We start from the raw sequence: 12,900 nt of genomic DNA on the forward strand, positions 1-12,900 counted from the left end.
CCGACTGATGAAGACACTCGACGAACTCCTGAAGGAGGGCGTCAACGGTCGGCGCGTACTCGTACGCGCCGACCTCAACGTGCCTCTGGACGGGAAGACCATCACCGACGACGGCCGCATCCGCGCCGTCGCGCCCACCGTCAAGGCGCTGGCCGAGGCCGGCGCCCGCGTCGTGGTCTGCTCGCACCTGGGCCGCCCCAAGGGCGAGCCCGACCCCGCCTTCTCGCTGGCCCCGGTGGCCCAGCGCCTCGGCGAGGTCCTCGGGCGCGACGTCGCCTTCGCCGCCGACACCGTCGGCACCGACGCCGAGACCAAGGCCGTCGCCCAGGGCGACGGCGACGTCCTCCTGCTGGAGAACCTGCGCTTCAACAAGGGCGAGACCAGCAAGGACGACACCGAGCGGGCCGAGTTCGCCGGCCAGCTCGCGGCGTTCGGCGACGTGTACGTGGACGACGCGTTCGGCGCGGTCCACCGGAGGCACGCCTCGGTGTACGACGTGGCGAAGGTCCTCCCGCACTACGCGGGCTGGCTCATCGCCAAGGAGGTCGAGGTCCTCTCGAAGCTGACCGGCAAGCCCGAGCAGCCGTACGTGGTGATCCTCGGCGGCGCGAAGGTCTCCGACAAGCTCGCCGTCATCGACAACCTGCTCGACAAGGTCGACACGCTCATCGTCGGCGGCGGCATGATGTTCACGTTCCTGGCGGCCAAGGGCCACGAGGTCGGCTCGTCGCTGCTGGAGAAGGACCAGATCGAGGTCTGCAAGGCCTACCTGGAGCGCGCCGCCGAACTCGGCGTCGAGCTGCTCCTGCCGGTCGACACGACCACCGCGGCCGAGTTCGCCGCCGACGCGGAGCCGCTCACGGTCGCCGTGGACGCGATCCCGGCCGACCGGATGGGCCTGGACATCGGCCCCGAGTCGGCGAAGCTGTTCGCCGACCGGATCGCCGGCGCCAAGACCGTGTTCTGGAACGGCCCCATGGGCGTGTTCGAGTTCCCCGACTACGCCGCGGGCACCAAGACCGTGGCGCAGGCGCTGGTGGACTCCGACGCGTTCAGCGTGGTCGGCGGCGGCGACTCGGCCGCCGCGGTCCGCACCCTCGGCCTGCCCGAGGACGGATTCGGCCACATCTCGACCGGTGGCGGGGCGAGCCTCGAATACCTCGAAGGCAAGACCCTGCCCGGCCTGGACGCACTGGAGAACTAGAAATGTCTGAGACTCGCAAGCCGCTCATCGCCGGCAACTGGAAGATGAACCTCAACCACCTCGAAGCGATCGCGCTGGTGCAGAAGCTCGCCTTCAGCCTCACGCGCGAGCAGCTCGAAGCGGTCGAGGCCGTCGTCCTGCCGCCGTTCGTCGACATCCGCAGCGTGCAGACGCTCGTCGACGGCGACAAGCTGACCATCGGCTTCGGCGCGCAGGACCTGTCGGCGCACCCGTCGGGCGCGTACACCGGCGAGATCGCCGGCTCGATGCTCGCCAAGCTGGGCTGCTCCTATGTGGCCGTGGGCCACTCGGAACGCCGCCAGTTCCACGACGAGGGCGACGAGCTGGTGGCCGCGAAGGTCCGCCAGGCGCTCAACAACGGCATCAGCCCGATCCTGTGCGTCGGCGAGGCGCTGGACGTCCGTGAGGCAGGCACGCACGTGCCGCACACGGTCAGCCAGCTCGTCGCGGCCGTGGACGGCCTGACCGAGGAGGAGCTCGCCAAGGTCGTCGTGGCCTACGAGCCCGTCTGGGCCATCGGGACCGGCCGCACGGCCACCCCCGAGGACGCCCAGGAAGTCATCGGCGCGCTGCGTGCGGCCCTGGCCGAGAAGTTCGGCGCGGTGGCCGACCGGGTCCGCATCCTCTACGGCGGTTCGGTCAAGTCCTCCAACGTCGCCCAGATCATGGCCAAGCCCGACATCGACGGCGCCCTCGTGGGCGGCGCGAGCCTCGACGCAGAAGAGTTCGCCAAGATCGTGCGCTTCCCGGAGCACGCCAGTGCGTAGGGAACGTGTGCTCAGTCCGGAGCACGCGGGAGCGTAGTGAAGTTTGCCCGCCGCGCACACGCGACGGGTGCAAGGCAGAGCCGCCGTACAACGACGTACGGCGGCTCCCTGCGTTCGCCATGAGCTCGCGCTTCCTTCAAACGCTTATCTTGACACCTGTCATGACAGGTATGACAGGGCGAGTGTCATCTGCACATGACAAACCGCTAGACTCAGGCCTGGCCCGCGCCCCATAACGGGCCAGAATTGCTGAGAGGACACCCGATCACCGATGATGACGGTTCTGAGTTTCGCCCTGTTGATTCTCCTGCTGCTGTCCAGCGCTGTGCTCATCCTGATGGTGCTGCTGCACAAGGGCAAGGGCGGCGGTCTGTCGAGCATGTTCGGCGGCGGGATGTCCTCCGTCGCGTCGGGTTCCTCCGTCGCGGAGAAGAACCTCACGCGCATCACGATCGGCGTCGGCGTCATCTGGTTCGCCGCGATCGTGGCCTACGGCCTGCTCCTGCGGGCGATGGTCTGACACGACTTCCGAAGCGGCCCGGCGAGCACTGCTCGCCGGGCCGCTTCGCGTCTGCGCCCGTTTACATCCGATGCAAACCCTATTTACCAGTCTTTACAGAATGTGTTTCACGTCATACACTTGCGGAGAGCGGTGTCCCACCCGCTCCGGTCGGTGACTCCGCGGCCATGGATTCGGGAGTTTCGCGGCCTTCCTCCCGCAGACTCCGGCGATCCGCGGCCTCCTCCGACCGACGTGCACAGAAGATCCCCCGTCTGTGAGGAGCTAACACACATATGTCCAATGGACACGCCATCCGCGGCACTCGTATCGGCGCCACCCCCGCTCTCCACTCCGAACGCGGCGAACCCGTGCCAAGGCAGAACGTCAACTACTGGTGCGCCAACGGACACGAGACCGTCCGGACCTTCGCGCTCTACGTCGAAGTACCGCAAGTCTGGGACTGCACCTGCTGCGGCTGGCCCGCCAGCCCCGACCAGGACAACCCTCCCGAGCGCGAGTCCGCCAAGCCGTACAAGTCCCACCTCACCTACGTGCGCGAGCGCCGCAGCGAGGAAGAGGCCGAAGACCTCCTCGCCGAAGCCCTCGCCGCCCGCGCCGCCGCGCGCGGCGAACGACTCATCTGACCCTCAAGCGGTGCGACGCACTCCTCGCTAGGTTGGGCGAGACCGCAGGCACCGGACACGCGAAACGGGGACGGACCGCAAGGTCCGTCCCCGTCTCACATGCTCAGAACTCCAGGTGCTTCAACTCCGCTGCCGCGTCCTCGTCGAGCAGCCAGCGCGTGTCCTCACGCGCCGACACCCGGCCCGCGGGCAGCTCCCGCTTGGTCAGCGCCTCGTCCACCGCGGCGGCCTTCCCCTCGCCGGAAGCGATGAGCCACACCGAAACCCCGGTGTTGATCGCCTCCATCGTCAGCGATACCCGCTCCGGCGGCGGCTTGGGGGAGTCGCGCACCCCCACCGCCGCGCCGGTCGTGTCCAACCCGGGATTGCCCGGGAACAACGAGGCCACATGCCCGTCCTCGCCGACGCCCAACAGCACCAGGTCGAACACCGGGACGCCCGCACCGCCGGCGGCGGCCTCCAGCTCCGAGGCGTACAGCGACGCGGCCTCCTCCGGCGTGTCCACCACGTCGGCCGCGGCCATCGGATGCACCCGCTCCGGGTCGACCGGCAGATGGTCCAAGAACGCCTCTCGGGCCTGCGTCTCGTTCCGCTCCGCATCGCCCGAACGCAGGAAACGCTCGTCGCCCCACCAGAAGTCGACCTTCGACCAGTCCACGATCCCGCGGATCGGCGAGGCCAGGATGTTCGCGTACACCTTCGCCGCGATCCGCCCGCCCGTGAGCACGATCGACGCACTGCCGCGCTGGCCCTGCGCGTCCGCGAGCCGGTTCAAGAGCCGCGCCGCGACCGCGTCGGCCAGCACCCCGGCATCGGAGTGCACCACGACCGCATTGGAGGCGCTCACGAGGCCGCCCGCTGGGCCGCGTACTGGACCTGGAACGCGTCCAGGACCTTCCGGTAGGCCGTGTCCGGGTCGATGTGCCGCAGCTCCTCGGCGAGCAGCTGCCCCAGCGTGCGCCCTTGCAGCGTCTGGCGGCGCTTCGGCAGCCCGGCCTGACGCAGCACCGTGGTCCCGTCCGACTCCCGCTCGACCTCCATCGTCTCGCCCCCGGCCATCGTGAACGCCACCGAGGCGATCGCGGGCAGGTGCTCGGAGTTCCGCTCGACCTCGGTGTCGACCACCTCAGGGGTCACCCCCAGGCGCGCGTGCAGCCACGCGGACATCAGCTGCGCCGACGGATCGTCGTCGTCGGCCTTGATCACGATCTTCTCCACCGACTGGGTCACCCCGTCGAACGCGCTGGCGATGAGCGAGCGCCACAGGCTGATCCGGGTCCAGCAGATGTCGGTGTCTCCGGGCGAGTACGACTCGGCGCGGCGGAACAGCGACTGCACCGGGTCGGCCGCGCGGGCCGAGTAGGTGATGCGGCGGTCGGCGAAGGTCCGCAGCTCGTGTTCGAGGCCGTAGCGGACCGGGTCGAGCAGCCACCAGGTCACGACCGGCACGTCCGATGCGAGCATCGGCAGCACGATCGAGGTCAGGTGGGTCGCGGCCGGGCCGTCGAGGCGCAGGATGATCGCCTCGGCCGAGCCGAGCCGTTCCCCTACGGTCACTTCGGCGTCGATGCGAGGCTCAGTGGCCTCCAGGTCCCGCGGGATCGCCAGGATCAGCCGGTACGGGTGCTCTTGGGCGGCGAACGACGCGGCCTTCTCGACCTCTTCGCGCTCGTCCTCGGTGGTCAGGGCGACCAGGTTGAGCGCGAGGCCCGAGGCCCCGCCGCCGACCTCGTGGAGCAGCCCGTCGAGGGCCTTCATGATGTCGCCGGTGGTGGTGTCCTTCAGATGCACGTCCAGACTCCCCTTCTAGGCCCGGCGCCAGCGGCGGCCGGACGACTGCAACATGAGATCGGCCCCGATCGGGCCCCAGGTCCCCGACTCGTACGGTTCGGGTTTCGTCGTGGCCCAGTACTCTTCGAGCGGGTCGACCACGGCCCAGGACGCGTCGACTTCTTGAGCGTCCGGGAACAGGGTCTTGTCGCCCAGGAGCACGTCGAGGATGAGCCGCTCGTACGCCTCGGGGCTGGACTCGGTGAACGTCTCGCCGTAGCCGAAGCCCATCGAGATGTCCCGCAGCTCCATGCCGGTGCCCGGCACCTTCGAGCCGAACTTGACGGTCACGCCCTCGTCGGGCTGGACCCGGATCACCAGCTGGTTGTTGCCCAGGGTCTTGGTGTCGTAGTCGGCGAAGGGCATGTGAGGGGCCTCCTTGAAGACCACCGCGATCTCGGTGACGCGCTTGGGGAGCCGCTTGCCGGTGCGCAGGTAGAACGGGACGCCGTTCCAGCGCCGGTTCTGGATCCCGATCTGCACCGCCGCGAACGTCTCGGTGGTGGAGGTCTGGGGGATGTTGTCCTCGGCGAGGTACCCCTTGACGGGGCGGCCCTGCACCCAGCCGTCGGTGTACTGCCCGCGGATCGCGGTCGCCCCGAGGTCGTCGTGGAGCTTGATGGCCCGCAGGACCTTCAGCTTCTCGGTGCGGATCTCCTCGGCCTCGAACCCGTTGGGCTGCTCCATGGCCGCGATCGCCAGGAGCTGGAGCACGTGGTTCTGGAGCACGTCGCGCGCGGCGCCGTTGTCGTCGTAGAAGCCCGCGCGGGTCCCGATGCCGACGTCCTCGGCCATCGTGATCTGCACGTGGTCGACGTAGTTGGAGTTCCAGATCGGCTCGAACATGGCGTTGGCGAAGCGCAGCGCGAAGATGTTCTGCACCGTCTCCTTGCCGAGGTAGTGGTCGATGCGGAACACGTCGGGGGCGGTGAAGACGCGGTCGACGAGCCCGTTGAGCGCGTTGGCGGAGTCGCGGTCCTCGCCGAAGGGCTTCTCGACCACGACGCGCCGCCACCCGCCGCCGTCCTGGCGGTTGTCGGACATCCCGGTGCGCTCCAGCTGCTTGAGCACGGTCGGGAACGCCAGCGGCGGGATCGAGAAGTAGAACGCGGCGTTGCCGACGATGCCGTGCGTCTCGCGCAGCTCGTCCACGGTCGCGTCCAGGCGGTCGAAGGCCTCGTCGTCGTCGAACGCCCCGGGCACGAACTTGAAGTTGCCGGCCAGGCGCGCCCAGACCTCCTCGCGCCACGGGGTGCGCGCGTGGGACTTGGCGGCCTCGCGGGACATCTCCTCGAATGTCTCGTCGCCCCAGTCGCGGCGGGCGAACCCGACGATCACGAACGAGGCCGGGAGCAGGCCCCGGTTGGCGAGGTCGTAGATCGCCGGGATCAGCTTCTTCTTGGCCAGGTCGCCGGTGACGCCGAAGATCACCAGAGCGCACGGCTCGGGGATGCGCGGCAGGCGGCGGTCGGCCGGGTCGCGGAGCGGGTTGGCGGGCAAGGTCTCGGAGGCCATCTAGCTCAGCTCCCTCACGGCGTGGAGCAGCTGGTTGATGCCGCGCCTCCGGTCAGTCAGGTGCAGGCGCACGGTGGGGCGCTCGCGGGACTGGAGCGCCTGGCGGTCGCCCGCGGCCTGCGCGGCCTGGAGCCCGGCGAACGTGTAGTCGCGGCCCGGGATCGGCAGGTCCTGGCCGACGGCGCCGGTGAGCTGGAGGAACACCCCGGTCTGGCGGCCGCCCTTGTGGAACTGCCCGGTCGAGTGCAGGAACCGCGGGCCCCAACCCCAGGTCACGGGGGCGCCGGTGCGCTCGGCGAGCGCGGCCCGGAGCCCGGCGACCTCGGCGTCGTCGATCCGGTCCAGGTAGGCCAGGACCGCGATGTACGCGTCGGGGCTGTCGGCGTCGGTGAGGATCTCGCCGAGCGCGCCGGCCACGGTGGTCGAGTGCGAGCCGTAGATCTCGACCGCGCCGTCCACGGCGTGCGGGCGCTCGTCGGGGAGGCCTTCGGCGAGGATGCGGTTGGTGTTCTCCTTGGACTCGGTCACGTTGGGCTGGTTGAACGGGTCGATCCCGATCAGGTAGCCCGCGTACGCGGTGGCGAGTTCCCAGGCCAGGAACTGGGCCCCGAGCGGGCCGTTGACGACCGCGTCGGGCATCGCCAGCGCCGAGCCGGAGCTCGGCAGGCCCGTGGAGGAGCCGCCGACGGTGGCGTAGACGCGGTCGGAGCCGCGCGCGCCGGGGGCGGCGGGTCCTTCGAGGACCACCGGCAGGGTTCCCTTGCCGTCCTTGCCGAGTGATTCGGCGATGAGCTGCTCGGCCCAGTCGCCCAGGCCCACGATGCCGCTGCCGTCGTCGGCGACGGTGATGGTGGGCTTGTTCGCGATGATCGCGCCCAGCACCAGCGCGGGGTTGTCCTCTTCGGAGGTGATCGTGGCCGCGAAGGTCTCGGCCTGGTCGATCAGCTCGGCCACGTCGCCGCCCGCGAGCGCGGCCGGGACCAGCCCGAACGCGGTGAGCGCGGAGTAGCGCCCACCCACATTGGCGTCGGCGAGGAACAGGTGCGAGCCCTGCTTCTTGGCGAGCGCTTCGAGCGCGGAGCCGGGGTCGGTGACGAACACGAACCGCTTGGCGTGGTCGTCGATCCCGACGCCCTCGAACGCGGCCTCGAAGGCCCGGCGCTGGGAGTCGGTCTCCACGGTGGACCCGGACTTGGAGGAGACCACCACGGCGGTGCGCCGCAGCGAGGCCTCGCCGAGTTCGGCCGCGATCTGGCCGGGGTCGGTGGTGTCGAGGATGCTGATGCCCAGGTCCAGGGTCCGCGAGATCACCTCGGGGGCGAGCGAGGAGCCGCCCATCCCGGCGAGGGCGATGTGGTCGACGCCCTGTTCCTGGAGTTCGGCGCGCAGCTTCGCGAGCGGCGCGAGGAGTTCCTTCGACCCGACGAAGGTGTCGACCCATCCGAGGCGGATCGCGGCCTCGGCTTCGGCGCCCGGCCCCCAGAGGGTCGCGTCCTTGGCGGCGAGCCGCTCGGGGACGTTGTCGGCCTTGAGCCGGTCCACGTCGGCGTTCACGTCGACGCCGGTGGTGACCGCGAGGCCTCCGGCGGCTTCCATTCTTCCCATCGGTTCGCTCACTTCTGCACTCCGTTTGCCTCAGGCGCGGCGGCCTTGAGCTTGGACTCGATCTGTTCCAGCAGTTGGTTCCAGCTCACGATGAACTTGTCCACGCCTTCGTCTTCGAGGACCTTCACCACGTCCGCGTACTCGACCCCGACGCGTTCGAGCTGAAGCAGCACCGTGGCGGCCTCGGCGTAGAACGGTCGGACGGTGTCGGACTCGACCTCGCCGTGGTCGGCGAAGTCGGCGAGGGTGCCCTCGGGCATCGTGTTGACGGTGCCGGGGGCGATGAGGTCCTCGACGTACATGACGTCGCGGTACGAGGGGTCCTTGACCGAAGTGGACGCCCACAGCGGGCGCTGCGGGACCGCTCCGGCGGCCGAGAGGGCCTCCCAGCGCGGCGTGGCGAAGGCGTTCTCGAACTCCTGGTAGGCCAGTCGCGCGTTGGCGACGGCGGCCTTGCCCTTGAGCGCCTTGGCCTCTTCGGTGCCGATCGCGTCGAGCCGCTTGTCGATCTCGGAGTCCACTCGGGACACGAAGAACGAGGCGACCGAGCGGATCGAGGACAGGTCGATCCCGGCCTCCTTGGCCTGTTCGAGTCCGGCCATGTAGGCGTCCATGACGCCGCGGTAGCGTTCGAGCGAGAAGATGAGCGTCACGTTGACGCTGATCCCGGCTGCGATCGCGGCGGTGATGGCGGGGAGCCCGGCCTCGGTGGCGGGGATCTTGATCATCGTGTTCGGCCGGTCCACGGCCCACCACAGGGCCTTGGCCTCGGCGATGGTCGCCTGCGTCTCGTGGGCGAGGCGCGGGTCGACCTCGATGGACACGCGTCCGTCCTGGCCGCCGGTGGTCTCGTGGACCGTGGCGAGGACGTCTGCGGCCCAGCGGATGTCGTAGGTGGTGATGGCGCGAGCGGCTTCCTCGACGCTCACTCCGCGGACCGCCAGGTCGGCGATCTGCTCGTCGTAGTCCTCGCCCTTGGACAGGGCGGCGGCGAAGATGGACGGGTTCGACGTGACGCCAGCGACGGACGACCCGGCGATGAGTTCTTTCAGGTTGCCCGTCTTCAGTCGCCCACGCGAGATGTCGTCGAGCCAGATCGACACTCCCGCCGCCGACAGTCCGGCGAGGTTCTCGTTCGCGCTCATCGGTTCCTCCAGCTTTCCGCTATGGCAGCCCTGAGGGGCTCACCGTTGTTCCGCGTATCCGGTTGTCTCGCAAGGCGTTCGCGGCCGGCGCCCGAGGGCGCCGGCCGCGGCACGCTACTGCTGCGCCTTCTTGATGGAGGAGCGGGCGGCGTCCGCCACTGCGGCGGCGGTGATGCCGAACTCCTCGTACAGCTTCTGGAACGGCGCGGAGGCCCCGAAGTGTTCCAGGGAGACACTGACGCCTGCGTCACCCACGAGGTCCCTCCAGGTCAGAGCGATGCCGGCCTCGACCGACACGCGGGCCTTGACCGCCTTGGGCAGCACCGACTCGCGGTAGGCCTCGTCCTGCTCCTGGAACCACTCGATCGACGGCATCGACACGACGCGGGCGGCCACGCCCTCGGCGGCGAGCGTCTCGGCGGCCTCGACCGCGAGCTGCACTTCGGAGCCGGTGCCGATGAGGATCACGTCAGGGGTCCCGTCGGTGTCGGCCAGGACGTAGCCGCCCTTGGCCGCGCCTTCGGCCGAGCCGTACTTCTCGCGGTCGAACACGGGGATGTTCTGGCGGGTGAGCGCCAGCGCCGAGGGCCGCTCGTTCTTCTCCAGGAGGGTCCGCCAGACCACGGCGGTCTCGTTGGCGTCGCCGGGGCGGATCACGTCCAGTCCGGGGATGGCGCGCAGCGCGGCGAGGTGCTCGACCGGCTGGTGGGTCGGGCCGTCTTCGCCCAGGCCGATCGAGTCGTGCGTCCACACGTACACGACCGGGGTCTTCATGAGCGCCGCGAGGCGCACCGCGCCCCGCATGTAGTCGGAGAACACCAGGAACGTGCCGCCGTAGGGGCGGGTGGGTCCGTGGAGCTTGATCCCGTTGAGGATCGTGCCCATCCCGAACTCGCGGATGCCGAAGTGGAGGGTGCGCCCGTACGGGTTGCCCGGGTAGGCCTTGGTCTGGCGCGACAGCGGCAGGAACGACGGCTCGCCGTCCATGGTGGTGTTGTTCGAACCGGCGAGGTCGGCCGAGCCGCCCCACAGCTCGGGCAGGACCGGCGCGAGCGCCGAGAGGACCTTGCCCGAGGCCGAACGGGTCGCGACGCCCTTGGCGGAGGCCTCGAACTCGGGGAAGGCCTCGGCGAAGCCCTCGGGGAACTCGCCGGCCCACACGCGGTCGTGCAGGGCCTTGCGCTCGGGCTGCTCGGCGCCCCAGTTGTTGAACGCGGTCTGCCAAGCCGCGCGCTCGGCCTGGCCGCGCGCCACGGCCGACCGGGTGTGCGCGAGGACCTCGTCCGACACGTAGAAGGACTGCTCGGGGTCGAAGCCAAGGAGCTCCTTGGTCGCGGCGATCTCCTCGGCGCCCAGGGCGTTGCCGTGCGCGGCGTAGGAGTTCTGCTTCTTGGGGGCGGGCCAGCCGATGATGGTGCGCAGGCGGATCAGGGAGGGCTTGTCGGTGACGGCCTTGGCCTTCTCGATGGCCTCGTAGAGGGCCTTGGGGTCCTCCTTGTACTCGGCACCGGCCTTCCAGTCCACGGTCTGCACGTGCCAGCCGTAGGCCTCGTACCGCTTGGCCACGTCTTCGACCAGCGCGATGTTGGTGTCGTCCTCGATCGAGATCTCGTTGTCGTCGTAGATGAGGACCAGGTTGCCCAGTTCCTGCACGCCCGCGATCGCCGAGGCCTCGTGGGTGACGCCCTCCTCGATGTCGCCGTCAGAGGCCAGGACGTACACGAAGTGGTCGAACAGGCTCTCGCCGACGGCCGGCTCGGGGTCGAACAGGCCCCGCTCGCGGCGCGCGGCCATCGCCATGCCGACCGCGGTGGCCAGGCCCTGGCCGAGCGGGCCGGTGGTGGTCTCCACGCCCGCGGTGTGCCCCACCTCGGGGTGTCCCGGGGTCAAAGAACCCCACTGGCGCAAGCTCTTCAGGTCTTCGAGTTCCAGGCCGTAACCGGCGAGGTACAACTGCACGTACAGCGTCAGACTGGAGTGCCCGCACGAGAGCACGAAGCGGTCGCGGCCCTCCCACTCGGGTTCGCTGGGGTCGTGCCGCATGACCTTCTGGAACAACGTGTGCGCGACGGGCGCGAGGCTCATCGCCGTGCCGGGGTGCCCGTTGCCGGCCTTCTCCACCGCGTCGGCCGCGAGCAGCCGGGCCGTGTCAACCGCTTGCTGATCGAGTTCGGTCCACTCGAACTGTGCCACTGCGATACTCCTTGGTACTCGTCGTATTTGGGCCTCTGACGTGTGCCTTCTGACCCTACCTACACGCGGTGAACTTTATGCGCACTCTCTCGGGAGGCGGAATCGCGCTCATTGTGAACCCGCCCACGAGCGATGCACGCATTGTGAACGCCCAGGTCCCGGCCCTCGACCCAGGCCCGGGTCACAACCTCACTGCCCGTAGGGTGGGCCGTGATGAACGAGGACCCGACCCGCACCGACCTGCCGGCCGGCGTCGCCGACCGCCCCCGGCCCGCCCGCAAGCGCATCGAACTGCCCGAACCCGATGCCCCCCAGTCCACCCGGACGGACTGGCGGGCCCTGGTCGGCGCGTACGTGTCGCTCACCAAGCCGCGCATCATCGAGCTGCTCCTCATCACCACCATCCCGGCGATGCTGGTGGCCGCGCGCATGGAGTTCGACGCGCTCCCCTCGCTGACGGCCGTGGTCGCGACCCTCCTGGGCGGCGCGCTCGCCGCGGGCTCGGCGAACGCGATCAACTGCTACATCGACCGCGACATCGACCAGCTCATGCGCCGCACCTCCCGGCGCCCGTTGGCCAAGCACGTGATCCCCCCGCGCAACGCCCTGATCTTCGGGCTCGTCATCGGCGCGATCGCCGTCCTCGGCATGGGCCTGCTGGTCAACTGGCTCGCCGCGGCGCTGACGTTCGGCGCGATCGTCTACTACGACGTGGTCTACACGATCTGGCTCAAGCGCACCACCCCGTACAACACGGTCTGGGGCGGCGCGTGCGGCGCGGCCCCCGTGCTCATCGGCTGGGCCGCGGTCACCGGGCACATGTCCTGGATGGCCTGGGTCCTGTTCGCCGTGGTCTTCCTGTGGCAGCCCCCGCACTTCTACGTCCTGGCCATGAAGTTCAAGGACGACTACGCGGCCGCGGGCATCCCGATGCTCCCGGTCGTCGCCCCCGCCAAGCGCGTCGCGATCGAGTCGGTGGTCTACGGCTGGGCCATGCTCGCCGTCTCCCTCGTGGCCGTCCCGCTCGGTTCGACCTGGCTCTACGGCGCGGTGGCCCTCGTCGCGGGCGGCCTGTTCGTGTGGGAATGCCACAAGCTCCTCGGCCGCGTGAACCGCGGCGAGGACCCCAAGCCGATGCGCCTGTTCCACTGGTCCACCAGCTACCTGACGCTGCTGTTCCTGGCATTGGCGGTCGACTCCTTCCTCATGTAGGCGTACGCGATGCGGGCCCGGCCGAATGGCCGGGCCCGTATCCGTTTCAGAGCCTGGCCCGGATCGCCGCCACCGCCGCGCCCGGGTCGGCGACCTCCAGCAGCAGCCGGTCGTACTTCGCGCCGCTGAGCTCGACGACGATCGCGCGCTCGGGGTCGGCCACGTCCCAGAAGTCGCGGCGGCCCTCGCGCATGAACGAGCCGACGTTCACCACGCCGGGGATGTTGGAGCCGACGCCCCATTTCGCGCCCGGGAACCGCCG

At 69.8% G+C, this 12,900-nt stretch carries 11 protein-coding genes and 1 pseudogene; 5 read left to right on the forward strand and 7 right to left on the reverse strand.

All coding sequences use genetic code 11. From position 1 onward, the window contains the following. Positions 1-7: 7 nt before the first annotated feature. The 4 genes from AB0B28_RS21900 (at position 8) to AB0B28_RS21915 (ending at position 3,138) form a co-directional block, all read left to right on the forward strand. Positions 8-1,204, forward strand: coding sequence for a phosphoglycerate kinase (locus tag AB0B28_RS21900; RefSeq protein ID WP_360124597.1), 1,197 nt, complete (start codon positions 8-10; stop codon positions 1,202-1,204). 2 nt (positions 1,205-1,206) lie between these two features. Next, positions 1,207-1,992, forward strand: a complete 786-nt coding sequence (tpiA, locus tag AB0B28_RS21905) for a triose-phosphate isomerase (RefSeq protein ID WP_360124600.1) — start codon at positions 1,207-1,209, stop codon at positions 1,990-1,992. Positions 1,993-2,263: 271 nt separating this feature from the next. Further along, positions 2,264-2,512, forward strand: a complete 249-nt coding sequence (gene secG, locus AB0B28_RS21910; protein WP_360124603.1) for a preprotein translocase subunit SecG — start codon at positions 2,264-2,266, stop codon at positions 2,510-2,512. 275 nt (positions 2,513-2,787) lie between these two features. Further along, positions 2,788-3,138: an RNA polymerase-binding protein RbpA gene (locus AB0B28_RS21915; RefSeq protein ID WP_360124606.1), complete on the forward strand. Its 351-nt coding sequence runs from the start codon at positions 2,788-2,790 to the stop codon at positions 3,136-3,138. Positions 3,139-3,241: 103 nt separating this feature from the next. Here the strand turns inward: AB0B28_RS21915 and pgl are convergent, their stop codons facing one another. From pgl to tkt, 6 genes are all read right to left on the reverse strand, one after another. Continuing rightward, the gene (gene pgl, locus AB0B28_RS21920) at positions 3,242-3,985 is read right to left on the reverse strand and encodes a 6-phosphogluconolactonase (protein ID WP_360124609.1); all 744 of its coding nucleotides are present in this window, start codon (positions 3,983-3,985) and stop codon (positions 3,242-3,244) included. Further along, positions 3,982-4,929 carry a glucose-6-phosphate dehydrogenase assembly protein OpcA gene (locus AB0B28_RS21925; protein ID WP_360124612.1) on the reverse strand — a complete coding sequence of 316 codons (948 nt, stop codon included), beginning with the start codon at positions 4,927-4,929 and terminating at the stop codon, positions 3,982-3,984. The genes pgl and AB0B28_RS21925 overlap by 4 nt, the downstream gene beginning before the upstream one ends. A gap of 15 nt (positions 4,930-4,944) precedes the next feature. Next, positions 4,945-6,483: a glucose-6-phosphate dehydrogenase gene (zwf, locus tag AB0B28_RS21930; protein ID WP_360124615.1), complete on the reverse strand. Its 1,539-nt coding sequence runs from the start codon at positions 6,481-6,483 to the stop codon at positions 4,945-4,947. After that, positions 6,484-8,100: a glucose-6-phosphate isomerase gene (locus tag AB0B28_RS21935; protein ID WP_360124618.1), complete on the reverse strand. Its 1,617-nt coding sequence runs from the start codon at positions 8,098-8,100 to the stop codon at positions 6,484-6,486. Then, positions 8,097-9,233, reverse strand: coding sequence for a transaldolase (tal, locus tag AB0B28_RS21940; RefSeq protein ID WP_360124621.1), 1,137 nt, complete (start codon positions 9,231-9,233; stop codon positions 8,097-8,099). The genes AB0B28_RS21935 and tal overlap by 4 nt, the downstream gene beginning before the upstream one ends. Positions 9,234-9,347: 114 nt before the next feature. Further along, positions 9,348-11,426 carry a transketolase gene (gene tkt / locus AB0B28_RS21945; protein WP_360124623.1) on the reverse strand — a complete coding sequence of 693 codons (2,079 nt, stop codon included), beginning with the start codon at positions 11,424-11,426 and terminating at the stop codon, positions 9,348-9,350. A 213-nt stretch (positions 11,427-11,639) separates the two neighbouring features. Between tkt and AB0B28_RS21950 the strand changes: the two genes are divergently transcribed. Further along, positions 11,640-12,638, forward strand: a complete 999-nt coding sequence (locus tag AB0B28_RS21950; RefSeq protein ID WP_360124626.1) for a heme o synthase — start codon at positions 11,640-11,642, stop codon at positions 12,636-12,638. Between the two features lie 46 nt (positions 12,639-12,684). Here AB0B28_RS21950 and AB0B28_RS21955 read toward each other — a convergent pair. Then, positions 12,685-12,900 (reverse strand): annotated as a pseudogene (locus AB0B28_RS21955) (hypothetical protein); the annotation flags it as partial.

This window comes from Glycomyces sp. NPDC046736 (assembly GCF_040645615.1).
In the GTDB taxonomy this organism is placed as follows: Bacteria; Actinomycetota; Actinomycetes; order Mycobacteriales; family Micromonosporaceae; genus Glycomyces.